Raw genomic sequence first — 26,142 nt, 5'->3', positions numbered from 1 at the left:
GCACCCAAGCCGTTCGCCGCAGCATCGAACTGTCCGAAAAGACCAACGCCCGGCGCTGTGCCGTCGGATCGTCGAAAGGTCAGGGAACGACGTTGACAGCCTTCCGAACCTTTACGGAACTGGTCCTGGCGCGCACCGACGCGCTCGGCTCCAAGGACGCCTTCATCTTTCTGCCGGACGACGCCAAGGGTTCGGCCCCCCAGCATCTGACGTATCGCCAACTCGACCTGGAAGCCCGGAAGATAGGGGCCTGGCTGCAGCAGAACGGGGCCTCGGGGCACCAGGTGCTTCTGCTGTTCCCCTCGGGCCTCGAATTCGTCAAGGGCTTCATCGGCTGCCTGTACGCGGGGGCCGTCGCGGTGCCCGCGCCGCTCCCCACCGAGCAGGGCAACCACTTCACCCGGGTCTCGGGGATCCTGCGCGACGCGGAGGCGCGCGCGGTCCTCACCGACTCGGTCAACGCCCCCGACATCACGGCCTGGCTGGCGGCCGAGAACATGACCGACGTGCGGTGCCTGGCCACCGACGCCCCCGACCACGGTGACGCGGCGGCCTGGACCGCGCCGTCCCTGACCCCGGAGGACCTCGCGTTCCTCCAGTACACCTCGGGCTCGACCAGCGACCCCAAGGGCGTCATGGTCTCGCACCGCAACCTGCTCGCCAACGAGCAGGCCATCAGGAACTCGGCCGGCGGCGACTCCGAGACCCGCTACGGCGGTTGGCTGCCCTTCTACCACGACATGGGCCTGATCGGGCACATCCTGCAACCCCTGTTCCTGGGCGCATCGGCCGCCCTGATGTCGCCCGTGTCGTTCCTGAAGCGGCCGCACCGCTGGCTTCAGATGATCGGCGACCACAAGGTCACCATCGGCGGCGGACCCAACTTCGCCTACGACCTGTGCCTGCGCCGCGTCACCGACGAGCAGCTCGCCACCCTCGACCTGTCCAGCTGGCGGGTGGCCTGCAACGGGGCCGAGCCCGTCAGGGCCGAGACGATACGGGCCTTCACCGAGCGCTTCGCCCCCGCGGGCTTCAGGCCCGAGACGTTCTTCCCCTGCTACGGCATGGCCGAGACGACGCTCCTCGTCTCCGGCACCCCGCAGGCCAATCGGCCCGTCGTCCTCGGCGTCGACTCCGAGGCCCTGGAGTCCGGCGAGCTCGCCGACCCGCGCGAGGACACGCCCAGCCGCACCCTGGTCAGCAGCGGCGTCATCAACCCCGACGACTTCGACGTACGCATCGTCGACGCGGAGACCTTCAAGGAGCGCGACGAGGGGTCCGTCGGTGAGATCTGGGTGCGTGGCGAGAGCGTCGCGGAGGGCTACTGGAAGCGCCCGCTGACCAACAAGGAGATCTTCGACGCGGCCATATCCAACGGCAACGGCGGTACGGACGCCGGGGGTTGGCTGCGCACCGGCGACCTGGGCGTGATCGAGGACGGCCAGCTCTACGTGACGGGCCGACTCAAGGAACTGGTCATCTTCGCGGGCCGCAACCTCTACCCGCAGGACATCGAGCGGGCGGTGCAGGGCACCGACAAGGCCCTCGGCATCGGCGCGGGCTCGGTCTTCGCCGTGGAGACCGACCGCGAGCACCTGATCATCGTGCAGGAGGTGCGCACCAGCAAGGTCGCCACCGACCTGCGCACCCTGGCCACCAGCGTCCAGGGCTTCATCGGACGGGAGTTCAACATCCCCGCGGGCAACGTGCTCTTGGTGCGCCCCGGCACGATCCGCAAGACCACCAGCGGCAAGATCCAGCGCACCCTGATGAAGCAGCTGTTCCTCAAGGGGCAGATCACCCCGCTGTACGAGGTTCTCGAGCCCGCGGTCCGTGAGCTCGTCGCCGACGCCATCGACCGCCCGCTGGTTCCGGGAGCCTGACATGGAGCATCCGCCGTACCGGCTGGCCGAGGAGTTCGACGCCTTCCTCGGGGACCCGAACGACCCGCGCACCACCTTCTCGTACGAGCGCTGCACCGAGCTCGACGAGAAGGAGGAGTTTCCCGCGGACATCTGCCGTCTCCTTCAGGAGTGGGGCCTCTCCGACTACTACGTGCCGGTCCAGCACGGCGGACAGCTCGACGACTACGAGCAGTTGCTCCAGCTCCTGCGGGCCGTCGCGAGGCGCGACCTGACGACCGCGATCGGCCACGGCAAGACCTACCTGGGCGGCGTCTGCGTCTGGGTGGCGGGCAGTGCCGAGCAGGCCGAGCGGCTCGGCGCCGACATCCGGGCCGGGGTGCCGGTCTCGCTCGGTCTCACCGAGCGGGCGCACGGCAGCGACCTGCTCGCGTGCGAGGTGAGCGGCCGCCCGGCCGAAACGCCGGGCGACGGCGACGGCTGGCTGGTGAGCGGCGAGAAGTGGCTCATCAACAACGCCACGCGCGGCTCGCTCCTGTCACTGCTCACCCGCACCGACCCGGCGGGCGGCCCGCGCGGCTTCAGCGTCCTGCTCGTCGACAAGCGGGAGCTGGCCGAGGCCACCTACCGGCATCTGCCCAAGGTGGACACCCACGGCATCCGCGGCGCCGACATCTCGGGCATCGCCTTCGACGGCGCCCGGGTGCCGCGCCGGGCCCTGGTCGGCGCGGAGGGCGGCGGCGTCGAGACGGTCATCAAGGCGCTGCAGCTCACCCGCACCATGTGCGCCGCCCTCTCGCTCGGCGCGGGCGACCACGGGCTGCGCATCGCCCTGGACTTCGCCGAGGAGCGCGAGCTCTACGGGCGGCGGCTCATCGAGCTGCCGAAGGCCCGCAGGACCCTGGGCACCGCCGCGGCCGACGTACTGCTGCACGAGGCGCTCGCCCTGGTGGCCTCGCGCGCCGTGCACACCCAGACCGCGGAGATGAGCCTGACGGCCGCGGTCACCAAGTACCTGCTGCCCTCCGGCACCGAGGGCGTGCTCACCGAACTGACCCGGCTGCTGGGCGCCCGCGCCTTCCTCAAGGACGTGTACGCGCACGGCCGGTTCCAGAAGCTCGACCGGGACCACCGCATCGTGGGCCTGTTCGACGGCAACACGCTGGTGAACCTCAACTCCGTGGTGAACCAGTTCCGTTCGCTGGTACGCGGTCACCGCCGCGGCACCGGCGACACGGCGGGAGCCGCGGCCGCCCAGGACCTGAGCGTGCCGCTGCCTCCGCTCGACCCGGGACGCCTCTGCGTGGTCGCACGGCGCGGAAGCGGGATCATCGCGGGTCTGGCCGGCAACCTCGCCGAGCTGACCAGGCGGGCGCAGTCCCGTCCCCAGCTGTGGCCGGCCGTCGCGGCGGCCAGGCGGCTGCTCGCCGTCACCGACACGGTGCACGCCGAGATGGAGACCCACCAGGGCGTCGTCACCGACGTCCCCCCGGCCGCCTTCGAGACCGCCCGCCGCTACACCCTGTGCTACGCGGGCGCGGCCGTCCTCGGCCTGTGGACCGAGAACGTGGACCGGCTCACCGAGGGCGCCGGCGCCGCGCTGTGGCGGGACGCGCTGTGGCTGCGGGCCGCGCTCGACCGGGTCCTCACCCGCCTCGGCGAGTGCGACTCCCCGGGCACGGCCGACGACTCGGAGCCGGAGACCTACGAGGCGCTGCTCGCCGAGCTGCGGTCCGCGCGCGCCCAGGGCCGCCTGTTCTCGCTCATCGAGCAGCGTGAACCGGCCTCGCCCACCCCCGAGAACACCGCTGCGAACGCCGCTGCCACCCACGGCGAGAACGAGAGGACGTCATGCTGACCGGTTCCCTGCCCCAGGGGGCACCCGGAGCCCCCGCCACCGACCAGGAGACCAGGGTCGTCGCCCGCGTCGCCGAGTTGGAGAAACGTCTCGGCGACCCGAACGACGAGACGAACCCCGTCTCGTACGCCCGGCTCCTGGAGGCCGACGAGGCCGGCGAGATCTCCGCGGCCGGTGAGCGCGTCCTCGACGAGGCGGTGCTCAACGCCGACTTCGTGCCGCGGGAGCACGGCGGCCGCCTGGAGCGGATCGACACCCTGGTACGGGTGATGCGCCAGGTGTTCCGCCGCGACGTCACCCTGGGCCTCGGTTACGGCGTGACCTCGTTCATGGCGGGCGTCAACGTGTGGACGGCCGGCTCCGCCGAGCAGCGCGAACGCCTCGCCCGGCTCATGCTCGACGGGGGCAAGGTCTCGGTCGCGTACCACGAACTGGCGCACGGCAACGACTTCGTACGCAACGAGTTCGAGGCCAAGGAAGGGCCGGGCGGAGGCTATCTGCTCGCCGGTGAGAAGCAGGTCATCAACAACGCCGACCGGGCCGCGGCCTGGGTCCTCTTCAGCCGCACGAGCCCGGCCCCCGGCAGCCGCAGCCACTCGGTCGTGTTCGCCGAGCGGGCGGGCCTCGACGCCGAGAGCTACCGGGTACTGCCGCGGTACGACGCGGTCGGCGTACGCGGCTGCCACCTGTCGGGGCTGCACTTCGACGACACCCCGGTGCCCGCGGACGCGCTCGTCGGCGAGAGGGGCAAGGGCGTCGAACTCGCCCTGCGCGCCTTCCAGATCACCCGCAGCGCGGTGCCCGGCATGGCGCTCGGCGCGGCCGACACCAGCCTGCGCACCGTCGTCTCGTTCGCGCTCGGCCGTGAGCTGTACCGCAAGTCCGTGATGAACATCCCGCACGCCAAGGCGACCCTGTCCGGGGCCTTCCTCGACCTGCTCGCCTGCGACAGCCTCTCGCTGGCCGCGACCCGCGCGGTGCATCTGCTGCCCGACGAGACCAGCGTCTACGCGGCCGCCACCAAGTACCTGGTGCCGAAGATCCTCACCGAGACGATGCACGACCTGTCGATCGTCCTCGGGGCCCGCTTCTACGTCCGCGAGGGCGAGTTCGGCATCTTCCAGAAGCACATCAGGGACCTGCCGGTCCTCAGCCTCGGCCACGCGGGTTCCGCCGCCTGCCAGGCCACGATCATCCCCCAGCTGGCCCGCCTCGCCCGGCGGTCCTGGTTCGTGGGGGAACCGGCGCCGGCGTCGCTGTTCCGGCTGCGCGAGGACCTGCCGGAGATTCCCTTCGAGAAGCTCAAGCTCGCCAGCGGCCGCGACGCGCTGAGCGCCACCCTCGTCGCCGCCGTGGAGGAACTGCCCAGTTCCACGCCCGAGGAGCGGGCGGTCCACGGGACCGCCCTGAAGATGATGGACGAGCTGCGCCAGTTGCAGGAGGCGAGCCTCGCGCTCGCCCCGGAGAACCGCACCGCCCTGGCGAGCCCCGCCACCTTCGCCCTCGCCGACCGGTACGCGGTGCTCCTCGCCGCCGCTTCCGCGATCGGCGTCTGGCAGCAGGCCCGCTCCGGCGACGACATGTTCCTGGCCGACCCGTCCTGGCTCGCCGCCGTGCTGCACCGCCTGGCGCGCCGTCTCGGCCAGCAGCCCCCGGACCTGCCGCCGGCCGTCGACGCCCGGCTGCACGAGGAAGTACTGCACCGGTTCCACCAGCGCAGGAGCTTCGACCTCTACAACACGCCGCTGGCCGGCTGACCCCGAGCAACTCATCGCCGAACCAAGGAGTGCACCATGCCCACTTCCCTCGCCGGACACACCCGTGAGTCGCTCACCAGCTGGTTGACCGAGCGCATCGCCCTGTACCTCAAGCGACAGCCGTCCGAGATCGACGCGGCCGTGCCGCTCGCCGAGTACGGCCTCGACTCGGTGGCCGCCTTCGGCCTGTGCGGCGACATCGAGGAGGACTTCGACTTCGTCCTCGAACCCACCGCCGCCTGGGACTACCCGACGGTGCACGCGCTCGCCGACCACCTCCTCGCGGAGTTCGCGGCCGTGGAAGGCGGCTCCAGCTGATGGAACCCATCGCCATCGTCGGCATCGATTGCAGGTTCCCGGGGGCGCCGGACACCCGCGCCTACTGGGACCTGCTGTTGCGCTCGGGAGACGGTGTGGGGGAGGTGCCCCGGCTGCGGTGGGAGGCCAAGGAGTTCCACTCGGCCGCCGGTACACCGGGGCACACGAACACCACCGAGGGCGGCTTCGTCAGCGACCCCGACGCGTTCGACAACGAGTTCTTCACCATCTCGCCGCGCGAGGCGGCAGCCATGGACCCGCAGCAGCGGCTGCTCCTGCAGTGCGCCTGGCGTGCCGTCGAGGACGCGGGGGTCGCCCCGCACCGCCTCGCCGGATCGGCCACCGGCGTCTTCGTCGGCATCATGGGCAACGAGTGGGCGCAGCTCCACCTGACCGACTACGACAACGTCACCGCGCAGATCGGCTCCGGCAACGGCTACTGCATGACCGCCAACCGGGTCTCCTACCACCTGGACCTCAAGGGACCCTCGCTCGCCGTCGACACCGCCTGCTCGTCGTCGCTCGTGGCCGTGCACCTGGCGGTCAACTCCTTGTTGTCCGAGGAGAGCGACGTCGCGCTCGCGGGGGGTGTCAACGTCGCGCTCACCCCGGCCCTCTCGATCTTCTACACGCAGGCGGGCCTTTCGGCGCCGGACGGCCGCTGCAAGCCGTTCAGCGCGGACGCCGACGGCATCGGTCGCGGTGAGGGCGTCGGCGTCGTCGTGCTGCGCAGGCTCAAGGACGCGGTCGCCGACGGACAGCGCGTGTACGCGGTGATCCGGGGCACCGCCGTCAATCAGGACGGGCGCTCCAACGGCATCACGGCGCCCAACCGCTGGGCGCAGCAGGACGTGCTCGCCGCGGCCTACCGCAGGGCCGGGGTGGAGGCGTCCGACGTCACCTTCACGGAAGGGCACGGCACCGGCACGACACTCGGCGACATGATGGAGATCAAGGCCCTGGGCCACCATCACGCCGGGCGCGAGGGCAAGCCGATGGCGCTCGGCTCGGTGAAGGGCAACCTGGGGCACACCGAGGGTGCCGCGGGCATCGCGGGTCTCATCAAGGTCGCCCTCGCCCTGCACCACCGGGTCGTGCCCGCGAGCAGGTTCGCCGCCAAGGAGAACCCCGGCCTGAAGCTGCGCGAGCGCGGGCTCCGGCTCCTGAAGGCCCCGCTCCGGCTGCCCGCGACGGGCGTCGTCGCCGGACTCAGCAGCTTCGGTATGGGCGGCACGAACGCACACGCCGTCCTGGAGAGCGCGCCCGCCGCCGCGGGCAGGCCGGCGCAGCCGTCGGGCGCACCCGGCGGGCTCGCCGCCGCCGTGTTCACCCTCACCGCGCCGGGCGTGAACTCGCTGCGGCGCAACCTGCTCGCCCAGGCGGACGCCGCCGCGGCACGGCGGGTGCCGGTGGGGGCGCTCGGCTGGACCAGCAACCACGTCAAGGGCGGCCACCGCTACCGGTTCGCCGTCTCCGCCGTGGACACGCCGCAGCTGGTGACCCGGCTGCGGGAGGCCGCCGCGGACGACGACCTGCTCGCCCGCCTCACCGCGGCGCCCGCGGGCCGCCCGAAGACGGCGTTCCTGTACACCGGGCAGGGCTCCCAGTACCCGGCGATGACGGCGGGCCTCTACCGGGACTCGGCCCTGTACCGGTCCTTCCTCGACGAGGCCGACGCCGCGCTCCTGCCGCACACGGGCAGCTCCGTACGCGATCTGCTCCTCGGCAGATCCGATGACATCGACGCCGTCCACCGGACCCGGTGGACCCAGCCCGCCCTGTTCGCCGTCGAGTACGCCATCGGGCGCACCCTCGACGCGCTGGGCGTGCGGCCCGACATGCTCCTCGGGCACAGCGTCGGCGAGTACGCGGCGGCCGTCCTCGCCCGGGCTCTGCCGTTGGACGGCGCGGCGCGGCTGATCGCGGCGCGGGGCGCGCTGATGCAGGAACTCCCCGATGGCGGCGGCATGTTGTCGGTGCGGGCCGCGCGCGAATCGGTCGAGGAGCGGGTGGCCGCGGAGCCGTCGGTGGGCATCGCCGCGGTCAACGGCCCGCAGGCCACCGTCCTCTCCGGCGATCTTGCCGCCCTGGAACGCATCGAGGCCGAACTGACCGCGGACGGCGTGCGCACCCGCAGGCTCCAGGTCTCGCACGCCTTCCACTCGCCGCTCATGGAGCCGGTCGTCGAACGCTTCGCGGCGCTGGCCGACGAGGTCGGCGGCGGGGTGCCCGAGATTCCGGTGTACTCGACGGTGCGCGGTCGCGTCCTCGACGGGGAGGCGATGGACGCGGCGTACTGGACGGAACACATCGGCGCCCCGGTGCTGTTCGCCGACGCGGCGGCCGCCCTGCTCGCCGACGGGGCGAGCCACCTGGTGGAGACTGGACCGCGTCCCGTCCTGTCCCGGATGGTCCGCGCCCTCGGCGGTGCGCGGCCCGGCTCGGAGCCCACCCACGTCACGCCGGTGCCCGCCGAGGACTCGGGCGGTCAGGACCTGGCCGACGCCCTGGCCGCGCTCTACCGCGGCGGCCTCGACCCGGACTGGGACGCCGTGTACGAGGAGCGGGACCGCGTACCGCAGCAGCTGGCGTCGTACGCCTTCTCCGATCAGCACCGCTACTGGGCGGCGCGGGTCCCCTCGCGCGGCGCCGCACCCCGATCCGTCGCGCCGGCCCCGGAGGTCACCGAGCCGGAGCGTGGCCGGGGGACCCAGGAGCCCCAGTCCGGCGCCGTCGCCGTACTCAATGTCAGCCGCGGCAAGGCCGATGGCCCGGTGGCGCTTGCCGCCCTGGAGGCCGTCGGGCAGGTCGGCGGATACAGCTCCGACGAACTCACCCCGGAACTGCGGCTCTACGAAGACCTCGGTTTCGACTCCGTGATGGTCATGGAGCTCAAGACCCGGCTGGATGAACGGCTCACCGGGCTCGACTCGGTGAGCGTCCAGGATCTGCTGCCGCGGCTCGCCACCATCGGCGACCTCGTCAGCTTCCTCCACGAGATCGACGCCGCCGCACCCGGCCACGAAGAGAGGACGGCATGAGCCAGGAACCGCAGACCGAGGCCACCCCGACCGCCTATATCGCGTCCATCGGCACCGCCCTGCCCGGCGACCCGGTGGACAACGCGTCGCTTGCCAAGATGCTCGGCGTCAACGAGGAGTGGATCGAGGTCTTCATCGGCACCAAGACCCGGCACTTCGCCCGCGACCTGGCCACCGGCGAGGTCCGCTGGTCCCTCGCCGACCTGTGCGCCCGCGCCGCCGAGAAGGCCCTGTACGCGGACGGCGTCGACGCCTCCGACATCGATTTCATCGTGCTCGGCACCGCGACGCCCGACACCCTGATGCCGGCCACGGTCAACGACGTCGCCGACCAGCTCGGCCTCGACCAAGTGCCCACCTTCCAGCTGCAGTCGGGCTGCGCGGGCGCCGTGCAGGCGCTCAGTCTGGCCCAGACCATGATCGCCTCGGGGCAGTACCGCACCGGTCTGGTCATCGGTGGCGACGTGTGCAGCAAACACCTCGACGTGCGGCGCGACTTCTCCGACGCGGCCCCCAGCGACCTGGTCAACTTCGTGCTGTTCGGGGACGGGGCCGGCGCCGCCGTGCTCACCTCTGAGCCCGCCGGGCAGCGGATCGCGGTGCGCCATGTCCTCAACCGGTTCACGGGCCTCGGCCGCAAGGCCGGGCAGGTGATCGAGTGGTTCGGGCTCGCCGACCGCCACGACGACCGGCAGGCGCTCACCGAGGACTACAAGGCCATCGAGGAGGGCGTGCCCGTGATGGCCGTGGAGATCCTCTGGGAACTCCTCGGTGAACTCGACTGGGAGGCGGATGACCTGGACTACCTGCTGCCGCCCCAGCTGTCGGGCCGTATGACGCGCCGTATCACCGAAGAGCTCGGTCTGCCGACCGCGCGCGAGGTGTCCTGCGTCGCCGACACCGGCAACAACGGCAACGCCCTGCCCTTCCTGCAGATGGAGAAGCTCCTCGGCGAGATGTCCCCGGGCGAGAAGGCCCTGGCGGTCGCCGTCGAGTCAAGCAAATGGATCAAGGCCGGATTCGCCCTGGAGAAGATATGACCAGCCCTGCGAGCACCTTCACCCTCGACGCGTTCACCCGACTCGTCCGCGACGAGATCGGCATGCCCCTGGAGCCGGAGCAGGTGACGGCGGACTTCGACGAACTCCCCGAATGGGACTCCCTCTACCTGCTCAAACTGGTGACCGCCCTGGAAGTGGCCACCGGACACGGCGTCCCCGTCGGCAAGATCCTCGAGGCCCGCAGCCTGAAGGAGATCTACGACCTGGCGGTGCCGGCATGAGCAAGGCCACGGCGCTCGGGGCGCGCACCGTCGTGGAGCGGCGCCGTCGGCACACCCTGTTCTTCCTGGAGTGGGCGGCCGGCCAGCGCCCGGTGCACCTGGACACCGACATCGACATGACGCGGATCCAGGAGCACAGGGCCGAAGCCCGGGCCCGCGGCCTGCGCTACTCGTACGTGACGTATCTGCTGTTCGCGGCGGGCCGCGCCCTGGAGCGGCACCCCGAGGCCAACGCGGTGATGGCACCGGGCTGGCCGGGGATGCTGCGCGCGCCCCGCATCGTCCGGTTCGAGGGGGTGACCGCGAAACTCGCCCTCGACCGGAAGGTGGAGGGCGAGCGGACCGTCCTGTCCGCCCTGGTACCGAACCTGGAGCGGGCCGGGCTGCGTGAGATACAGCAGCAGGTCGACCGCTACCGGGGGCAGGACGCCGCCGAACTGCCCGAGTTCAAGGGCGTCCGGATGCTCGGACGCCTCCCGCTGCCCCTGGCCCGCACCGCGTTCCGGGCGGCACTGCGCGACCCGGGGAAGCGGCCCGCCGTCTTCGGCACCGTCTCGGTGAGCTCACTCGGGCACGGCTCGGTGGACGGCTTCCACTCGGCGGGCGGCACCGCCGTCACCCTGTGCGCGGGGCGGGTGGCGCAGCGGCCCGTGATCCGCGCGGACGGTTCCGTGGCCGCCGCCCCCGTGCTCCGGCTCGGCCTGACCTTCGACCACCGGGTGATCGACGGCGGGACGGCAGCCGATCTGCTGACCGATCTCCACCACACCATGGAGGCCTTTGATGACGGCTCCAGCGGGCAGACCAGCCCACCGGACCATCGGGGAGCCGATCGTGATCACGGGACCCGGCGGGGACTGGAGCAGAGTCCGCGCTGACCTGGACCGGCACGCCTGCACGATCCTCTACGCCCGCCTGGGCGACTGGCGACCTGAGGAGGCGAGGGGGCCGCGCCTGCGGGCCCTGCTCGGCCGGGACTGGGCGCGCTTCCTGGAGCTGACGCACCCGGACGTGCGGACCAGGTTCGCCTCGTCCCGGGTGCTGCTCAAGTTCGCGGCCGCGGCGGCGCTCAATGTCCCGCCGCAGGCGGTCGAGTTGGGCTACACGCACACCGGACGGCCCTATCTGCGCGGCTACGACGGCGTGCACATCAGCCTCAGTCACACCGACGATCTGCTCCTCGTGGGCCTGGCCACCGGCGGCGTCATCGGCGTCGACGCGGAGAGCGCCGACCGCAAGCTGTACGGGCCGGGGCTCGACCGGCACATGTGCACCCCGCACGAGGCCGCGGAGATCGAGGCGATGGAGCCGGAGAAACGCGACCCGGCGCTTGTCCGCCTCTGGACACTGAAGGAGGCGTACAGCAAGGCGATCGGCCTCGGCATGCAGTTCCGCTTCACCAACTTCGGCTTCCGGACCGACGGCACGTCCACCGATGTGCTGCGCCCCGACGGCAGCCCCGGCTCGGACGGCGAGTGGACGTTCCGTACGTACGAGATCGACGGCATGTACACCGTCAGCGTGGCCGTCGGCGACGCGGGGTTCGGCCCCACGGACGACACGGCGGCAGGCACCGCCCTCGACGCGGGAATCATGGACGCGCTCACCGAGGTGCTCGGCGAGGACGAGACGAAGGAGGACGCGGCCGGCGACTGGTGGTGACGGGGCCCGGCCGCGTACAAGCGGGCCCCAAGCACCCGCGGGAACACTGGCGGCAGACCCGACAAGCCGCGCAGGTGACCGCGAGAGGAGACGCTCCATGAAGGCCGATCTCCGGGTGAGGGAACCCCACCCCCAGACGACGGCGGCGCACGCGCCGACCGCCGGTGCCCCGGCTCAACCGCCCCCCGTCCCGGCGGACCGCTGGACCGCTGGACCTGGCGCACCACCACCGGGCGGGCGCTCAGCGCGGTCACCGGAGCCGCCGCGTTCGGCACCGGGCTCGCGCTCGGCGGGGCGGTGGGATGGACCTTCTGGACCGCGCTCGTCGCCCCTGACGTCGCCCTCTTCCACCGGGGCGCGACGCCGCCGGCGGGACCCGGCCACCTCTCGCCCGACTCGGTCCGCTTCTACAACACCCTGCACGACCCGCGCCTGGCGGGCGCCGCCGTCGCGGCGGGTGTTCTCACGGCGAACAGGGCGCTGCTGCTCGCGGGGCTCGGCTGGACCACACACATCGCGGTGGACCGTGCCTTCGGCTTCGGCTTCCGGCGCCCTGACGGTGCCATCCACTGACGGAACGGGGAGTCATGGACCATCTTCAAGAGCTCAAGGAATTCGCCAGCCTGCACGCCCGCGGCCAGGGCATGGCGCCCGACCACGCCACCGGGGTGCTGGCACGGATCGACAACGACACGGCGGGCGACCCGGCGTCCTGGGCCGCCGTGTGGACGGCGGAGGGCACGGCAGCGGCGGGCCGCGGCGACCTCCTGGACGCCTGCAGGCACTACGCCCTCGCCCGCTTCCCGTACCACGCGGACGACGACAGGGTCCTCGCCCAGCGGCTGTGCGTGGACACCTTCGACCGCTGGCGCAAGGGCCAACAGGGCATCGAACGCCTTGAGTTCAAGCACCCGGACGGCACGTTCAGCTGCTGGGCTTCCGGGCTCGACGCGCCACGCCCGCGACCGCTCCTGGTGGTGATGGGCGGCATCGTCAGCGTGAAGGAGCAGTGGGCGCCGTTCCTGCCGGTGCTGCGCAAGCTGGGCTTCGCGACCGTCGTCACCGAGCTGCCCGGCGTCGGCGAGAACACCCTTCCGTACGCCCCCGACTCGTGGCGGATGCTGACGTTCCTGATGGACCGGCTCTCCGGCCGTGCGGCGGTGGACGACACCTCGATGCTCGCGCTCAGCTTCAGCGGCCATCTCGCACTGCGGGCGGCCGCACGGGATCGCCGGGTGCGCCAGGTCCTCACCGTGGGCGCCCCCGTGTCCGAGTTCTTCTCCGACCCGGAGTGGTGGCCGCGGGTGCCCGGCATCACCGCGGACACCCTGCGCCGCCTCACCGGCGTCGCCACCACCGCCGAACTCCGCGCACTCCTGCCGCGGTTCGCCCTCACCCCGCAGGAGCTGCACGCCGTGCGGGTCCCCGTCCGGTACGTGGCGAGCAGCCGGGACGAGATCATCCCCGCCGGGGAACAGGCGCTCCTGGGCCGGTTCGCCGAGGACGCCCGTTTCAAGGTCTTCGACGACGTGCACGGCTCTCCCGCACATCTGGGCGCGATGCGGCGCTGGCTGTTCTCCTCACTCCTGCGCCGACGCCTCGCCCAGCGCGTCCGCGCCACCATCCGGCCCGGCCGGTCCGTCGGTTCCTCCCGGTCCACCGGGTCCTCTCGATCCACCGGGTCCCCCCGACCCACCGAGTCCCCCCGATCCGATCGGCCCACCCGAGGAGGGGTCCCGTCATGACGGACTCGTCGAAGCCCTCGCGTACGTCCCGAACGGTCCGGCCCTGGCAGAGCCTCGCCTCGCTCGGGGTGACCGAAAGCGATCTGACCACCGTCCACCACCGGCCCGCCGCGGCGTTCCGGCCGCCCGGCGAACGACCGGGCGAGCGGCGTCACCGCGCCCCCGAGGGAGGCAGCACACCATGACCTCGCACAGCGGCTCCGAGCAGCGCGGCAACAGCTCGGCCATCCGGATGCGGTATCGCACTGTGCACGGCCACCGGCGGGCCTTCCGGATGGCCGGCAAGGGCCGGGCGATCCTGCTGATCCACGGCATCGGCGACTCCTCCGACACCTGGCGCGACATCATGCCGGGACTCGCGCGGAACTACCGGGTCCTGGCCCCCGACCTGCTCGGCCACGGCGCCTCCGACAAGCCCCGTGCCGACTACTCCCTGGCCGCGTACGCCAACGGGATGCGGGACCTGCTCGGCGTGCTCGGCATCGAACGGGTCACCCTGGTGGGGCACTCGCTCGGCGGCGCGGTCGCCATGCAGTTCGCCTACCAGTTCCCCGAGCGGTGCGAGCGGCTGGTGCTCGTCGGCACCGGCGGGATCAGCCGCCAGGTGACGCCGCTGCTGCGCGCGGCGACGCTGCCCGGCGCCGAACTGCTCCTGATGGCCCTGGGCCTCCCGACCATGCGCACCCAACTCGGCATCGCGGTCAAGGCGTTGAGGCTCCTCGACACGGGCCTCGGGGTGGACGCCCCCGACCTGCTGCGCGTGGTGGACGCGCTGCCCGACGGCACCTCGCGCAGCGCCTTCATCAGGACGCTGCGGGCCGTCGTCGACTGGCGCGGCCAGGTCGGCACGATGCTCGACCGCTGCTATCTGGCCGGGGGAATGCCCACGATGCTGGTGTGGGGAGGCCGCGACCAGGTGGTGCCCGCCACGCACGCCGGACTCGGCCACGTGGCCATGCCCGGCAGCCGCCTTGAGATCTTCGAGGAGGCAGGCCACTTCCCGTTCCGTACGGACCCGCAGCGCTTCGAGAACGTCCTGCGGGACTTCATCGCCACCACGGAACCGGCTCAGTACAGCGCCGAGCAGTGGCGACGGATGCTGCGCAGCCGCCACCCCTCGGTGCGCGGTACGCGGCAGCAGACCCCGGGCACCTTCCCGCGCTCCGCCTGACCGCACCCCCTCCGGCTGCCCTACAGCCCCACTGCCCCACAGCCCCACTGCTCCACTGCTCCACGCCGAGCGGCCCTTCCCCCGTGATCCATCGGGGTGAAGGGCCGCTCGCGTCGTACCGTGCAAGGGGTGCGGTCAGCGCGTCAGTTGGGCGCCTTGACGGGCTCCGCCGAGACGACGGGGTGGTCGGCGGGCAGCGGCCCCGCGGCGCCTGCTCCGCCGCTCACCTCGCCCGAGACGAAGATTTCCTGGTCGGCGGTGGCGTATCCGGCCCACTCAGACGGCATCGAGTCCTCGTAGAAGATGGCCTCGACCGGGCATACAGGTTCGCAGGCACCGCAGTCGACGCATTCATCGGGGTTGATGTACATCTTGCGGGGGCCCTCGTAGATGCAGTCGACGGGGCATTCGTCGACGCAGGCCTTGTCCTTGAGATCGACGCAGGGCTGGGCGATGACATAGGTCATGAGGATCGCTCCACGGTCCAGGTGTCGTTGCCGGCGAGGAGTGTGGCGAGGTCGCCCTTGCCGTTGTGTTCGATGGCGGTGTCGAGTTGGTCGGACATGAGGGTGTCGTAGACCGGGCGTTCGACGCTGCGGAAGACGCCGATGGGGGTGTGGTGCAGGGTGTCGGGGTCCGCCAGGCGGGAGAGCGCGAAGGCCAGGGTGGGGGAGGTCGAGTGCGCGTCGTGGATCAGGATCTGGGACTCGGTCTCGGCGGTGACGGGGACGACTTTGAGGTCGCCGGTGGCCGGGTCGCGTACGACGCCCTTGGAGCCGGAGCCGTTCTCCAGGGGTGCTCCGAAGCGGATGGGCCGGCCGTGTTCCAGGCGGATGACGGCTTCTTCGGCCTGTTGTTTGTCCTTGAGGACTTCGAAGGCGCCGTCGTTGAAGATGTTGCAGTTCTGGTAGATCTCCACCAGGGCGGTGCCGGGGTGTTCGGCGGCCTCGCGCAGGACGCTGGTGAGGTGTTTGCGGTCGGAGTCCACGGTCCGCGCCACGAAGCTCGCTTCCGCGCCGATGGCCAGGGAGACGGGGTTGAAGGGGGCGTCGAGGGAGCCCATCGGCGTCGATTTGGTGATTTTGCCGACTTCGGAGGTGGGGGAGTACTGGCCTTTGGTGAGGCCGTAGATGCGGTTGTTGAAGAGGAGGATTTTGAGGTTGACGTTGCGGCGCAGGGCGTGGATGAGGTGGTTGCCGCCGATGGACAGGGCGTCGCCGTCGCCGGTGACGACCCAGACGGACAGGTCCCGCCTGGAGGAGGCGAGTCCGGTGGCGATGGCGGGGGCGCGGCCGTGGATGGAGTGCATCCCGTAGGTGTTCATGTAGTAGGGGAAGCGGGAGCTGCAGCCGATGCCGGAGACGAAGACGATGTTCTCCTTGGCCAGGCCGAGTTCGGGCATGAAGCCCTGTACGGCGGCCAGGACGGCGTAGTCGCCGCAGCCGGGGCACCAGCGCACCTCCTGGTCGGACTTGAAGTCCTTGGCCGACAGGGGTACTTCGGACTTGGGGATGAGGGTGAGTGCCTCAGTGGGCATGGAGGGCCTCCTGGAGTACGGCGGCGAGCTGCTCGGCCTTGAACGGCATCCCGTTGACCTGCGTGTGGGAGACCACATCGACCAGGTAGGTCCCGCGCAGGAGCAGGGCGAGCTGCCCGAGGTTCATCTCGGGAATCACCACGCGGTCGTACGAACGCAGTGCCTCGCCCAGATTTGCCGGGAAGGGGTTGAGGTGGCGCAGGTGGGCCTGGGCGATGGGCTGTCCCTGGCGGCGCAGTCGGCGTACCGCCGCGGTGATGGGGCCGTACGTCGAGCCCCAGCCCAGGACGAGCAGCGTGGCGTCGCCGCCCGGGTCGTCGACCTCCAGATCCGGGACGTCGATATTGTCGATCTTGGCCTGGCGGGTGCGGACCATGAAGTCGTGGTTGGCCGGGTCGTAGGAGATGTTGCCCGTGCCGTCCTGCTTCTCGATCCCGCCGATACGGTGTTCCAGGCCGGGCGTGCCGGGGATCGCCCAGGGGCGGGCCAGGGTCCGCGGATCACGCTTGTAGGGCCAGAACACCTCACTCCCGTCGTCCAGGACGTGGTTGGGCCCTTGCGGGAACTGCACCAGCATTTCGGGCAGTGCGTCGACCTGAGGTACGCGCCAGGGCTCGGAGCCGTTGGCCAGATAGCCGTCGCTCAAGAGGAAGACGGGGGTGCGGTAGGTGACCGCGATGCGGGCCGCCTCGATCGCGGCGTCGAAGCAGTCGGCCGGGGTTCGGGGCGCCACGATCGGTACCGGCGCCTCGCCGTTGCGCCCGTACATCGCCTGCAAAAGATCCGCCTGCTCGGTCTTGGTCGGCAACCCCGTGCTCGGCCCGCCCCGCTGGACGTCCACGATCAGCAGCGGCAGTTCGAGCGACACCGCGAGCCCGATCGTCTCCGACTTCAAAGCCACCCCGGGCCCTGAGTTGGACGTGACGGCCAACGAACCGCCGAACGCGGCGCCGAGAGCCGCACCGATCGCGGCGATCTCGTCCTCGGCCTGGAAGGTCCGCACCCCGAAGTTCTTGTGCCTGGACAGCTCGTGCAGGATGTCGGAGGCCGGAGTGATCGGATACGCACCCAGGAACAGAGGCAGCCCCGTCTGCCGGCCGGCCGCGATCAGCCCGTAGGACAGTGCGAGATTCCCGGAGATGTTGCGGTAGGTCCCGGCCGGGAACGCCTCGGTGGCCGGGGCGACCTCGTAGGAGACCGCGAAGTCCTCCGTCGTCTCACCGAAGTTCCAACCCGCCCTGAACGCCGCGATGTTCGCCTCCGCGATGTCCGGCTTCTTGGCGAACTTCGACCGCAGGAACTTCTCCGTCCCCTCGGTCGGCCGGTGATACATCCACGACAGCAACCCAAGCGCGAACATGTTCTTGCACCGGTCCGCGTCCTTGCGCGAAAGACCGTGGGACTTCAGTGCCTCGACCGTGAGTGTCGTCAGTGGAACGGGATGCACCTGGTAGGCGTCAAGTGTGTTGCCCTCCAGGGGGTTTGAGGCGTAGCCGACCTTCTGCAGCGCTCGCGAGGTGAACTCGTCGGTGTTGACGATGATCTCCGCGCCGCGCGGCACATCGGCGATGTTCGCCTTCAGGGCGGCCGGGTTCATCGCGACAAGCACGTTCGGCGCGTCGCCCGGCGTGAGGATGTCGTGATCGGCGAAGTGCAGCTGGAAGCTGGAGACTCCGAGCAACGTCCCCGCGGGGGCACGGATTTCGGCGGGGAAGTTCGGCAGCGTCGACAGGTCGTTCCCGAAGGACGCCGTCTCCGAGGTGAACCGGTCGCCGGCGAGCTGCATACCGTCACCCGAGTCACCCGCGAAACGGATGATCACCCGGTCCAGACGGCGGACGTCCTTGCTCCCGGAGCGTGGGGACTCGTTGCTCTCCACTGTATGAACGGCCACCGGCCGTCCCCCTTCCCGTAGACGTGGATCAGACGTGGACGCAGTGAGCTGACTGTCGCGAACGGTAGGGAGAGGTCCTTGTGACCGGGCAAAGCGGCAAGCGGACGGGGAAAATCCGGGGGAGACCGGAACGTGCCGATCACCTATGAGATCTTCATGTGCGAGCCATGAAACCGTGGCTGTCTCCGCGATGTCCGGCTGCCGGATACTCGGTGGCCGACCACCCATTGGAAGGGGGCTCGCCGTGCCGAATCCTGTCGGTAGGCAGCCGCTGCACCTGTGGTCGCTGAGCGAGGATGTCGTCGTGGAGACCACCGGTGACGCGGTGGTGCTCACGGGCCGGTTCGGCACGGAGGAGCTCATCGACCCCGACCCGATCGTCCGCGAGGCGCTGCGCCGCATGGAGCTGGGCCCTGTTCTGCCCGCCAACGCCAAGGCGAACCCGGAGGGCAGCGTCTACCTGCTGCTCCTGCCCACGCTGAGTCGGCTCTCCCACCTGACGGTGCGCACCCTGGGACTCGACGACCTGAAGGGGCCGCTCCTCTCGGTGTCACCCGAGTCCCGGCTCGCGACGTTCTCACCCGACGAGCTCGAGGCCGAGGACGAGATCCGGCTGCCCCGGGACGTCAGGGTGACGCTGGACGCCGCGGGGGTCGCGCTCGAGTCTGCCGCCTCACTGCACCGGGTGGTGCTGCACCGCCCGGAAGCGGTCTGGGTGGTCGGCATGCTCGCTTGGCCCGTCACCCCGGACGCCGCCACCGAGGCCCTGCCGCTGCACCCCGAGGTGACGGACGGCATCCTGCGCTACCTGGTGGCGGCGGGCATGGCGAAGCCGGTGCACCCACCGGCCTCCGGAGCGGATTCCTAGACATTCCTGGACCGGGACACTCCGTCCGGCAACGCTCAGACCCGCGGCACTCAGTACAGCCAGCCGGAATCGCGGGCGATGCGGATCGCGTCGACGCGGTTGCGGGCGTTGAGCTTGGAGACGACCGTCGTCAGGTAGTTGCGGACCGTGCCGGTCGTCAGGTGCATCCGGGTGGCGATCTCGGGCGCCTCCGCCCCCTGCGAGGCCAGCTTGAGCACCTCGTTCTCCCGCTCCGTCAGCGGGTTCTCGGCGCCGCCCCAGGCGGCCAGCGCCAGCTGTGCGTCGACGGCACGCTGGCCCGCGGCGACCCGCCGCACCGCCTCCGCCAACTCCTTGGGCGGGGCGTCCTTGAGGAGATAGCCGGACACATGCGCGGCGAGCGCCCGGCGCAGCGTGCCCGGTCGGCCGAGGCTGGTGAGGATGAGCGTGCGGCACTCGGGCATCCGCTCCCGCAGATGGGTCGCGGCCGTCAGGCCGTCGAGGCCCGGCAGGTCGATGTCGATGATCGCCACGTCGGGCTTGGCCTCAAGGGCCATGGCGACGATCTGGTCCCCCCGCTCGACTTCGGCGACCACGTCGAGATCGGCTTCGAGATTGAGCAGCGCGACCAGCGCGCCGCGGACCATGTGCATGTCCTCAGCCAGCAGTATCCGAATCACGGCCCCCCCGTAATAAGCGAATTCCGGCCGGATTCTATCAACTGGGCGGTCAGATCCGACTATGCGGTGGAGCCCTGAGCGTTCAACGGCCGGGAAAGGTGTCCTGTCGGGCTGTCTGTCCTGTCGTGTCCTGTCGGGCTATTCCTGCTGATCCTGCTCGGCCGGGACCACGACCAGCAGGCGGAACCGGCTGCCGTCGACCCGCCCGGCCTTCACCTCTCCACCGATCGCCCGCACCCGCACCTCCAGGTTCATCAGGCCGCTGCCGCCGTGCGGAGAGTGCTCGTGATGATCCGGGTCGGCCCCGTCGTTGGCGACCAACAGCTCGACATTGCCGTCCAGTTGAACGGCTTCGATGCTGCAGTTGTCCGCCTTGCTGTGCCTCAGTACATTCGTCACCGCTTCCCTGAGCACCGCCGCGAGGACCGAGGACGTCTGCGTACTGACGCTGCCGAGCGAGACCTGTACTTTCGTCCCGATGTCGGCCGCGTTCAGCACCGAGCGGGCCGAACTGATCTCTTGTTCAAGGGACATGTCCTGAAACCCTCGGGCCACTCGGCGCACATCGGCCAGCGCGTCGCGCGCCACGGACAGGACGTCCTGGACTTCTTCTCTGGCGCGCTGCGGATGCTGCGGAATGAGCCGGTGGATGAGCTCGCTCTTCAGCGTGATGGCGGAGAGACTGAAACCGAGCAGGTCGTGCAAGTCCCGTGCGAAGCGCAGCCGTTCCTCGGTCACGGCCATGTGGGTCAGCTCGTCGCGGGCCGTGTGCACCTCCTTGACCAGCTCGCTCAGCCGGGAGAGCCCGTACGTGACCAGGCCGGTCAGCAGCGTCGACTGGCAGAGGTACACGACGACGAGCACCGACCGGCCTTCCAGGGCGGCGGGCAGCGAGAGGCTCGCCCCGACCACCGCGTAGAGACTCCAGGCGATGCGAGCGGGCAGCAGGAGCAGCAGCGACCCGGCGAGGAACCCCGCCATGGCGCCCCACTCGGCGCTGAAGATGAAGAAGGGCAGGTAGGTGAGGAGCGCCTGCACGGTCAGGGTGAGGCAGCGCTGCCACAGGGGCGCCCGGTTGGCACCGGGCGCCGAGTGTCTGAGCTGCAGGGCGAGAATGGCGGCGAGCGACACCAGGGCGACGCCCTCCTGAGGGCCCGGCATGTCCGCGCCCAGGATGTTGAGCATGGTGACGACGGTGTAGCTGAGCAGTGCCATCACCAGGATGACGTGGGCCACCCGGGGGGCCGGCAGATCCCGGCTGTATTTCTCCGGCAGCGGCGACCGTCTCTCCGGCAGTGGTGTCCGTCTCTCCAGTAGTGGTGTCCGTTGCTCCGGCAGTGGTGACCCGGTCGCGGTCCCGGGTTCCCCACTGCCCCTGTCGCGCTCACCGTTGCTTCTGTCAGCGATGTCGAACCGATCCTGGTTGACCACCGTTCGCGACCTCTTCTCGCAACTGTGCGCGTCTGTCTGCGGATGATATGTGAAGGCCATGACAACCGCGTAAGAGTTCGCATGAGTACTCAAAAGTCGCTTTTCAAGGCGGAGTTCGCTGACCGGAGTTCCGGTGGAAGTGCCTGGTCAGACGAAGAGCGGAACGGGATTCAACTCTTTGTACGAGGTCGGTGAGTCGAGTCGGCCCAGGGCCACGGGTACGTCGAAGAGCCGTCCGGGAGCGAACCGTGCCCAGAAATGACGCATGCCCGGTACCACTACCTTCACGACCGGAACTTCAAGGTCCGGCCTGCTCTGGTCGAGCACGAGGAGCTCCATCCCTCGCTCCCGCACCAGTGCGGTGATCGCTGTCACGTCGTCGAGGAGATCGGCGCGGTGGACGTAACTCCAGTGCTCCGCCGCGCGCGCGGGCAGTCGGCGATCGGGCCGCAGATAGGGCTGGTTGGCGATCGTGGCCCGGCGCCACCAGCCGAGCGGCTCGGGATCCGTGAGCGCGTAGCCGGTGCCGTCCGCCCGTGCGTCGCACACGGTGGGCAGCAGCTGGCCGAGCTCCGACAGGGCCCGGCGCATCGCCACCCGAGGGTCGAAGTGCGCCCCGAACCCGAAGATCACGTCCTCGGCGGGCTTGTCGGTGCGCCGGGACAGGGCGGCGAAGACCGGGATGCCGAGGTCCGACGTGAGGTCGAGCACCCAGAGCTCGCGACGCAGGCCGGCGCAGGCCGTGCGGATCCGATCGGCGTACGGCTCGGCGAACGCGTCGATGTCGACCGCCGGTTGCCGGGTGCGGTTGTACCACCACAGGGCCACCGCGTCCCGCTCGACCAGCTCCAAGAAGCCCTGGATCAGGGCGTCTTCGCGGCTGCTGCCCGCCGCGTTGCCGTTGGAGTCGGCGTACAGACCGTCCGAAGTCGGCTCGCCATGGGTGAAGTAGAGCATCGAGGTGGGCAGCAGGCGGCGGGTGCCCGAGGTCAGGGACCACACGGGTGTCCACTCCGTCGGCTGGTCCTCGTCGAAGGGCCGCGGCACGTACTGGAAGCTGGAGAACCGTGCGTTCCAGCGCTCCCGGTCGCGGAACTGCCGCTCGTCGTAGAGCTGGCAGGCGTTCGGGTGCACGGCTTCGGAGCCGAGGCCGCGGTAGGTGTCGCGCACCACAGGCTCATCGCCGTGCCGGGTTCCGCTGTAGCGCTCCACGGCCTCGCACAGGGCGCTGACCCGCGCTTCCGTCTCGGTGAGCCCTTTTCCGCCGCTCAGCGCGCGCAGCCCGGCCCGCAGCCCGCCGAGCGTGTGTGCGCTCATGGCCAGGTTGGGCCCGGATATGCAGGAGTTGAGCCCCTCCGGGGTGCGTGGCGCGCGGCTGATCTCTTTGATGATGCCGGTCACCGGGTCGATGAGGTGGCTGTGCCTGGCCAGCATCTGCTCGGGGGTCAGCGCGCGGTGCCCGCCGCCCGCCGCCGATGGGGCCTTGGGGCGCGAGGCGGGGACGAAGGGCCGTTCGACCCACGCGGCCACGGTGCCGGGGTCGCCGCAGACGGGGCACTGCGTACGCCGGTCCACCCGGTGGCTGCGGCCCCGCATCCGCAGGGTGTCCCAGGAGTGGAGCTGCCCCTGGGAGTCGTCCCGGACCCCGGCGAGCCACTTCGCGGCCTCCAGGACAGCCAGGTTCAGGGCGATGGCGCGGCCCGCGGTGAGCGAGGCGGCGGGCCTGGTCGGCGGCCCGTCGATGCCGAGCGCGCGCCGCACCGGGCCCTCGGCGCGCCGGTGCCCGGAGAGCCGGGACCCCAGGCAGGTCCAGCAGGGCCCGCCGTCCGGCCGGAAGACCGGGCCGACCCAGGGCTCCGCGCCACAGGCCCGGGCGATCAGCCACGGTGTGCCCTGGGCGCGGTGCGCGGTGTCCAGGTCGCGCAGGCGCGGGGCGAGGTAGTCGTCGCACAGGACCAGAGTGAGGTCGGCGGCGGCGCCCTCAGGGGCGAGGGCGAGTCCGGAGGCCCGGCAGGCCGTGCGGACCGCTTCTGGATCGATGTCGTCGAGCACTTCAAGGCGGAGCGACGCGCTCCGCAGCCGGGCGGCCGCCGCCCCGCCGTCGAGTCCGGCCAGATCCCAGTAGGCCTCGGCCGCCGCGCTTGCCGTGCCATCCGCCGGAGCGGACGGCACGGCAAGCGGGTGGAGGCGTAGCAGCCCGGCCGTCGTGAGGTCGTCGAGCGACCGTATGACGGACTCGGAGTCGAGTCCCGGTGCGGCGTCGCGCAGGACGCCTGCCAGATCGCGGGTGCCGTCGAGCAACGGCACCAGAAGCTCGGCGTGTTCGCCGCGCAGAGCGGTCACACCGAGCCGCGACACCAGATACGTGGCTTCTCCCGGTACGACGACCGGGCGCAGATGAAGCTTGAATCCGACGCCCGTCCGGTCGCTCCCCAGCGACGGACGGGCCTTCCACCCCCCGGTGAGATTCATGCCGTGAGCCACCCGCGCACTTCGGGGTGACGGTTCTCGGCCGGCTCGGTCCCGGGCGCCTCGGGAGCGGGGGTCTTCGGAGCGGGCGGTTCGGCGATGGTGCAGATGGAGGCCAGGGCGACGCCCGGCCCCAACGCGTCGCTCAGGTTCTCGATCACCAGGCGCGGGCGCTGCGGCCTGGTGCTCGGGGCGGCGTGCTGCTGTACGGGCTCGAAACGGTGCTGCATGACAAGGGTCATGAACGTATTGCCCTTTCGTGCCGATCCGGACTTGCTCTGTGGCACGTCATACTCGTGTGCGACAGAGGCCGGAAACAGTGGCCCTCTCACGGTTGAGGGGTGAAGTTCTCACAGTGAGATTCTGGCCAACACGTGGCGCTAAATATCCCTTGTCAGGCACCCGACCGTACGAGTGTCGGGACTCCGGCCGTACGAGTGTCAGGAACCCGATCGTACGAGCGCGAAGACCGCGCCCTCCGGGTCGGCGACCGTGGCCACCCGCCCATGGATGCCCGCCCGAGCGGCCTCGATGACGTGCCCGCCGAGTTCCGTGACCCGCTCCACCGAAGCGTCCACGTCGGCGACTTCGAAGTACGTCATCCAGTGCGGACCCCGGTCCCGCGGCAGGTCCTGACCCACGCCGCGCACCGCGGCCACCGGCCGGCCGTCGACCTGGAACGTCACGTAGTCGGACTCGGACTCGGACGGGACGACCGCCTCTTCGGTGTACCCGAAGACCGCTTCGTAGAACTTGACGACGTCCGCAGTCTCCGCCGTCACCAGTTCGTTCCAGGCGGGCGCTCCGGCGTGCCCGACCAGTTCGCCGCCCAGGTGCTCCGCCGCCTGCCAGATGCCGAAGACCGCGCCAGCGGGGTCCACCGCGATGGCGAGGCGCCCGGCCGTACCCGCGTCCAGCGGGCCGACGCCGATCGTGCCGCAGCAGTGCCGCACGGCATCGGCGGTCGCGTTCACGTCCTCCGACGCCAGGTACGGCGTCCAGGCGATCGGCAGATGGTGGTCGGGAGGCAGCTGGCCGATCCCGGCGACCTCGTGACCGTCGAGCAGCGCCCGTACGTAGGGCCCGAGCTGCTCCGGGCCAGGCCGGAACTCCCAGCCGAACAACGCTCCGTAGAACTCCTGGGTCGTGGCCAGGCCATGCGCCATCAGGCTCACCCAGGTGGGTGTGCCGGGCGCGCGACCGATGGCCTCCGAGCCGTCACGCCGGCCCGTCGACCCCCGTACCTCCGTCATCGTTACTCTCTCCTCGGCCTGTCATGGTGGCCGCTCGGCTCCGCTTTCGAACACGCGTACCCATATCGCGCGTTTGCCCGCCCGTGCAGATGCTTGCACCACCTGCGGCACCGCGCGCCCTGGCCGCGCCGCGTTGCCCGGCTCCGCTCAGAGGATGCCCGGTTTGCCGTTTCTCATCCGTTAACGCGCGATTGCTCGGTGATGTCGTCAAGAAGCACGTGGTGTCGTTCAAGAAGTAAGTGGTGTCGTCAAGAAGTACACGGCGTGCCCGGCCGTGTACGCAATGGGTTCGGTGGTCTCCGGCGGAGCAGGCTAGCCGGACCTGGCAGAAGCGGCCACCTCGTACGCAAGGATGGGCCCATGAATGCCATCATCTCCGCATCCGAACTCGCGAGCGACTTGGCGGGCGACAACCCGCCGGTACTCCTGGACATCCGCTGGCAGCTGAGCACCGCGAAGGCAGCGGGCGCCCCCGCCTTCGACGGGCGGGCCGAGTACGAGAAGGGGCACATCCCGGGCGCCGTCTTCGTCGACCTGGACGCCGATCTCGCGGGCGAGGCGGGCTCGGCCGGACGGCATCCCCTGCCGGATGTGGATCGCTTCGGAGCGGTGATGCGGGCGGCCGGGGTCTTCGCGGACCGGGACGTGGTCGTGTACGACGGCGGGCAGGGCTGGGCCGCCGCACGCGCCTGGTGGCTGCTGCGCTGGACGGGGCATTCCTCGGTGCGCGTGCTCGACGGCGGGCTCTCGGCGTGGAGCGGTCCGCTGGCGGCGGGGGACGAGCGCCCGGCGGCCGAGGGCTCGTTCGTCCCCGAGACGAACACCAAGGACCTCCTCGACGCGGACGCCGCGGCGGCCCTCGCCCGCTCCGGGCTGCTCCTGGACGCCCGCGCGGCCGAGCGCTACCGCGGTGACGTCGAGCCGATCGACCGCGTCGGCGGCCACATCCCGGGCGCGGTCTCCGCGCCGACCACGGAGAACGTCACGGCGGACGGCACCTTCCGGCCGGCCGCCGAGCTCGCGGACCGCTTCAACTCCCTGGGCGCGTCCGACACGGCCGAGGTCGGCGTCTACTGCGGCTCCGGTGTGTCCGGGGCCCATGAGGTGCTCGCGCTCGCGGTGGCGGGGATCCCGGCGTCGCTGTACGTCGGCTCGTGGTCCCAGTGGTCGTCGGACGAGTCACGTCCGGTGGCCAAGGGCCCGGACCCGCAGTAGCGGGCGGCTCATACGTCGTCGGGGGGGGGGGGGGGGGGGGGGGGGGGGGGGGGGGGAGGGGGGGAGGGGGGGGGGGGGGGGGGGGGTTTCTTGTTTTTTTTTGTTTTTTTCGAGGAGGGT

General features: G+C 70.9%; 23 protein-coding genes. 15 read left to right on the top strand and 8 right to left on the bottom strand.

Annotated features, from left to right (window positions below):
* Positions 1 to 92: 92 nt before the first annotated feature.
* The 13 genes from ACZ5CR_RS02350 (at position 93) to ACZ5CR_RS02290 (ending at position 14,696) form a co-directional block, all read left to right on the top strand.
* Complete coding sequence (locus ACZ5CR_RS02350) at positions 93 to 1,883, top strand: fatty acyl-AMP ligase (protein ID WP_468852752.1); 1,791 nt, start codon at positions 93 to 95, stop codon at positions 1,881 to 1,883.
* Between the two features lies 1 nt (position 1,884).
* Entirely contained in the window at positions 1,885 to 3,720 is a 1,836-nt protein-coding gene (locus tag ACZ5CR_RS02345) for an acyl-CoA dehydrogenase family protein (protein WP_468852750.1), read from the top strand.
* Positions 3,714 to 5,477 (top strand): acyl-CoA dehydrogenase, encoded by a 1,764-nt coding sequence (locus ACZ5CR_RS02340; RefSeq protein ID WP_468852749.1) that lies wholly within the window; start codon positions 3,714 to 3,716, stop codon positions 5,475 to 5,477. Before ACZ5CR_RS02345 ends, ACZ5CR_RS02340 begins: the two co-directional genes overlap by 7 nt.
* Before the next feature lie 36 nt (positions 5,478 to 5,513).
* Complete coding sequence (locus ACZ5CR_RS02335; RefSeq protein WP_468852747.1) at positions 5,514 to 5,795, top strand: acyl carrier protein; 282 nt, start codon at positions 5,514 to 5,516, stop codon at positions 5,793 to 5,795.
* The gene (locus tag ACZ5CR_RS02330; RefSeq protein ID WP_468852744.1) at positions 5,795 to 8,836 is read left to right on the top strand and encodes a type I polyketide synthase; all 3,042 of its coding nucleotides are present in this window, start codon (positions 5,795 to 5,797) and stop codon (positions 8,834 to 8,836) included. Before ACZ5CR_RS02335 ends, ACZ5CR_RS02330 begins: the two co-directional genes overlap by 1 nt.
* On the top strand, positions 8,833 to 9,876 hold the full coding sequence (locus tag ACZ5CR_RS02325; protein WP_468852743.1) for a 3-oxoacyl-ACP synthase III family protein: 1,044 nt from the start codon (positions 8,833 to 8,835) through the stop codon (positions 9,874 to 9,876). Before ACZ5CR_RS02330 ends, ACZ5CR_RS02325 begins: the two co-directional genes overlap by 4 nt.
* A complete protein-coding gene (locus ACZ5CR_RS02320) occupies positions 9,873 to 10,118 on the top strand; it encodes a phosphopantetheine-binding protein (RefSeq protein WP_468852741.1) in 246 nt (81 codons plus the stop codon). The genes ACZ5CR_RS02325 and ACZ5CR_RS02320 overlap by 4 nt, the downstream gene beginning before the upstream one ends.
* Positions 10,115 to 10,996: a 2-oxo acid dehydrogenase subunit E2 gene (locus ACZ5CR_RS02315; RefSeq protein WP_468852740.1), complete on the top strand. Its 882-nt coding sequence runs from the start codon at positions 10,115 to 10,117 to the stop codon at positions 10,994 to 10,996. The genes ACZ5CR_RS02320 and ACZ5CR_RS02315 overlap by 4 nt, the downstream gene beginning before the upstream one ends.
* The gene (locus tag ACZ5CR_RS02310) at positions 10,953 to 11,780 is read left to right on the top strand and encodes a 4'-phosphopantetheinyl transferase family protein (RefSeq protein WP_468852737.1); all 828 of its coding nucleotides are present in this window, start codon (positions 10,953 to 10,955) and stop codon (positions 11,778 to 11,780) included. Before ACZ5CR_RS02315 ends, ACZ5CR_RS02310 begins: the two co-directional genes overlap by 44 nt.
* Positions 11,781 to 12,077: 297 nt before the next feature.
* Positions 12,078 to 12,353, top strand: coding sequence for a DUF4260 family protein (locus tag ACZ5CR_RS02305; protein ID WP_468852735.1), 276 nt, complete (start codon positions 12,078 to 12,080; stop codon positions 12,351 to 12,353).
* A gap of 14 nt (positions 12,354 to 12,367) precedes the next feature.
* Complete coding sequence (locus ACZ5CR_RS02300; protein ID WP_468852733.1) at positions 12,368 to 13,525, top strand: alpha/beta hydrolase; 1,158 nt, start codon at positions 12,368 to 12,370, stop codon at positions 13,523 to 13,525.
* Positions 13,522 to 13,710, top strand: a complete 189-nt coding sequence (locus tag ACZ5CR_RS02295) for a hypothetical protein (protein WP_389912871.1) — start codon at positions 13,522 to 13,524, stop codon at positions 13,708 to 13,710. The genes ACZ5CR_RS02300 and ACZ5CR_RS02295 overlap by 4 nt, the downstream gene beginning before the upstream one ends.
* Positions 13,707 to 14,696: an alpha/beta fold hydrolase gene (locus tag ACZ5CR_RS02290; protein WP_468852731.1), complete on the top strand. Its 990-nt coding sequence runs from the start codon at positions 13,707 to 13,709 to the stop codon at positions 14,694 to 14,696. The genes ACZ5CR_RS02295 and ACZ5CR_RS02290 overlap by 4 nt, the downstream gene beginning before the upstream one ends.
* Positions 14,697 to 14,839: 143 nt before the next feature.
* On the opposite strand, the gene fdxA is transcribed toward ACZ5CR_RS02290, so the two are convergent.
* Genes fdxA through ACZ5CR_RS02275 form a run of 3 tightly spaced genes read right to left on the bottom strand, consistent with a single transcriptional unit; the run spans position 14,840 to position 18,127 of the window.
* A complete protein-coding gene (fdxA, locus tag ACZ5CR_RS02285) occupies positions 14,840 to 15,163 on the bottom strand; it encodes a ferredoxin (RefSeq protein WP_468852729.1) in 324 nt (107 codons plus the stop codon).
* Positions 15,160 to 16,233, bottom strand: a complete 1,074-nt coding sequence (locus ACZ5CR_RS02280; RefSeq protein WP_468852725.1) for a 2-oxoacid:ferredoxin oxidoreductase subunit beta — start codon at positions 16,231 to 16,233, stop codon at positions 15,160 to 15,162. The genes fdxA and ACZ5CR_RS02280 overlap by 4 nt, the downstream gene beginning before the upstream one ends.
* The gene (locus ACZ5CR_RS02275) at positions 16,223 to 18,127 is read right to left on the bottom strand and encodes a 2-oxoacid:acceptor oxidoreductase subunit alpha (protein WP_468852724.1); all 1,905 of its coding nucleotides are present in this window, start codon (positions 18,125 to 18,127) and stop codon (positions 16,223 to 16,225) included. Before ACZ5CR_RS02275 ends, ACZ5CR_RS02280 begins: the two co-directional genes overlap by 11 nt.
* Before the next feature lie 244 nt (positions 18,128 to 18,371).
* Between ACZ5CR_RS02275 and ACZ5CR_RS02270 the strand changes: the two genes are divergently transcribed.
* Positions 18,372 to 18,995: an NADH oxidase gene (locus tag ACZ5CR_RS02270; protein ID WP_389912858.1), complete on the top strand. Its 624-nt coding sequence runs from the start codon at positions 18,372 to 18,374 to the stop codon at positions 18,993 to 18,995.
* A 50-nt stretch (positions 18,996 to 19,045) separates the two neighbouring features.
* Here ACZ5CR_RS02270 and ACZ5CR_RS02265 read toward each other — a convergent pair whose 3' ends face one another.
* The 5 genes from ACZ5CR_RS02265 to ACZ5CR_RS02245 all read right to left on the bottom strand — a co-directional run bounded on the left by ACZ5CR_RS02265 (position 19,046) and on the right by ACZ5CR_RS02245 (position 24,807).
* Positions 19,046 to 19,654: a response regulator transcription factor gene (locus tag ACZ5CR_RS02265; protein ID WP_468852722.1), complete on the bottom strand. Its 609-nt coding sequence runs from the start codon at positions 19,652 to 19,654 to the stop codon at positions 19,046 to 19,048.
* Positions 19,655 to 19,792: 138 nt separating this feature from the next.
* Positions 19,793 to 20,869: a sensor histidine kinase gene (locus tag ACZ5CR_RS02260; protein WP_468852720.1), complete on the bottom strand. Its 1,077-nt coding sequence runs from the start codon at positions 20,867 to 20,869 to the stop codon at positions 19,793 to 19,795.
* 363 nt (positions 20,870 to 21,232) lie between these two features.
* Complete coding sequence (locus ACZ5CR_RS02255; protein ID WP_468852718.1) at positions 21,233 to 23,557, bottom strand: TOMM precursor leader peptide-binding protein; 2,325 nt, start codon at positions 23,555 to 23,557, stop codon at positions 21,233 to 21,235.
* Positions 23,554 to 23,796, bottom strand: a complete 243-nt coding sequence (locus ACZ5CR_RS02250) for a hypothetical protein (RefSeq protein ID WP_468852715.1) — start codon at positions 23,794 to 23,796, stop codon at positions 23,554 to 23,556. The genes ACZ5CR_RS02255 and ACZ5CR_RS02250 overlap by 4 nt, the downstream gene beginning before the upstream one ends.
* Positions 23,797 to 23,994: 198 nt before the next feature.
* On the bottom strand, positions 23,995 to 24,807 hold the full coding sequence (locus ACZ5CR_RS02245; protein WP_468852713.1) for a VOC family protein: 813 nt from the start codon (positions 24,805 to 24,807) through the stop codon (positions 23,995 to 23,997).
* A 360-nt stretch (positions 24,808 to 25,167) separates the two neighbouring features.
* Here ACZ5CR_RS02245 and ACZ5CR_RS02240 point away from each other — a divergent pair, with 360 nt between their 5' ends.
* Positions 25,168 to 26,022 carry a sulfurtransferase gene (locus ACZ5CR_RS02240; RefSeq protein ID WP_468852711.1) on the top strand — a complete coding sequence of 285 codons (855 nt, stop codon included), beginning with the start codon at positions 25,168 to 25,170 and terminating at the stop codon, positions 26,020 to 26,022.
* Positions 26,023 to 26,142: the final 120 nt, after the last annotated feature.

This window comes from Streptomyces sp. NPDC031274, assembly GCF_055570235.1.
Note: the sequence above shows the minus strand (reverse complement) of the source record. Positions and strands in the feature narration are given on the sequence as shown.

What these genes read in the sequence shown, in the direction of transcription:
- ACZ5CR_RS02240 (WP_468852711.1), top strand. Translation starts at nt 25,168, where the DNA reads ATGAATGCCATCATCTCCGCATCCGAACTCGCGAGCGACTTGGCGGGC.
- ACZ5CR_RS02280 (WP_468852725.1), bottom strand. Translation starts at nt 16,233, where the DNA reads ATGCCCACTGAGGCACTCACCCTCATCCCCAAGTCCGAAGTACCCCTG.
- fdxA (WP_468852729.1), bottom strand. Translation starts at nt 15,163, where the DNA reads ATGACCTATGTCATCGCCCAGCCCTGCGTCGATCTCAAGGACAAGGCC.
- ACZ5CR_RS02315 (WP_468852740.1), top strand. Translation starts at nt 10,115, where the DNA reads ATGAGCAAGGCCACGGCGCTCGGGGCGCGCACCGTCGTGGAGCGGCGC.
- ACZ5CR_RS02290 (WP_468852731.1), top strand. Translation starts at nt 13,707, where the DNA reads ATGACCTCGCACAGCGGCTCCGAGCAGCGCGGCAACAGCTCGGCCATC.
- ACZ5CR_RS02260 (WP_468852720.1), bottom strand. Translation starts at nt 20,869, where the DNA reads ATGGCACTGCTCAGCTACACCGTCGTCACCATGCTCAACATCCTGGGC.
- ACZ5CR_RS02295 (WP_389912871.1), top strand. Translation starts at nt 13,522, where the DNA reads ATGACGGACTCGTCGAAGCCCTCGCGTACGTCCCGAACGGTCCGGCCC.
- ACZ5CR_RS02320 (WP_468852741.1), top strand. Translation starts at nt 9,873, where the DNA reads ATGACCAGCCCTGCGAGCACCTTCACCCTCGACGCGTTCACCCGACTC.
- ACZ5CR_RS02335 (WP_468852747.1), top strand. Translation starts at nt 5,514, where the DNA reads ATGCCCACTTCCCTCGCCGGACACACCCGTGAGTCGCTCACCAGCTGG.
- ACZ5CR_RS02330 (WP_468852744.1), top strand. Translation starts at nt 5,795, where the DNA reads ATGGAACCCATCGCCATCGTCGGCATCGATTGCAGGTTCCCGGGGGCG.
- ACZ5CR_RS02255 (WP_468852718.1), bottom strand. Translation starts at nt 23,557, where the DNA reads ATGAATCTCACCGGGGGGTGGAAGGCCCGTCCGTCGCTGGGGAGCGAC.
- ACZ5CR_RS02345 (WP_468852750.1), top strand. Translation starts at nt 1,885, where the DNA reads ATGGAGCATCCGCCGTACCGGCTGGCCGAGGAGTTCGACGCCTTCCTC.
- ACZ5CR_RS02340 (WP_468852749.1), top strand. Translation starts at nt 3,714, where the DNA reads ATGCTGACCGGTTCCCTGCCCCAGGGGGCACCCGGAGCCCCCGCCACC.
- ACZ5CR_RS02325 (WP_468852743.1), top strand. Translation starts at nt 8,833, where the DNA reads ATGAGCCAGGAACCGCAGACCGAGGCCACCCCGACCGCCTATATCGCG.
- ACZ5CR_RS02300 (WP_468852733.1), top strand. Translation starts at nt 12,368, where the DNA reads ATGGACCATCTTCAAGAGCTCAAGGAATTCGCCAGCCTGCACGCCCGC.
- ACZ5CR_RS02245 (WP_468852713.1), bottom strand. Translation starts at nt 24,807, where the DNA reads ATGACGGAGGTACGGGGGTCGACGGGCCGGCGTGACGGCTCGGAGGCC.
- ACZ5CR_RS02250 (WP_468852715.1), bottom strand. Translation starts at nt 23,796, where the DNA reads ATGACCCTTGTCATGCAGCACCGTTTCGAGCCCGTACAGCAGCACGCC.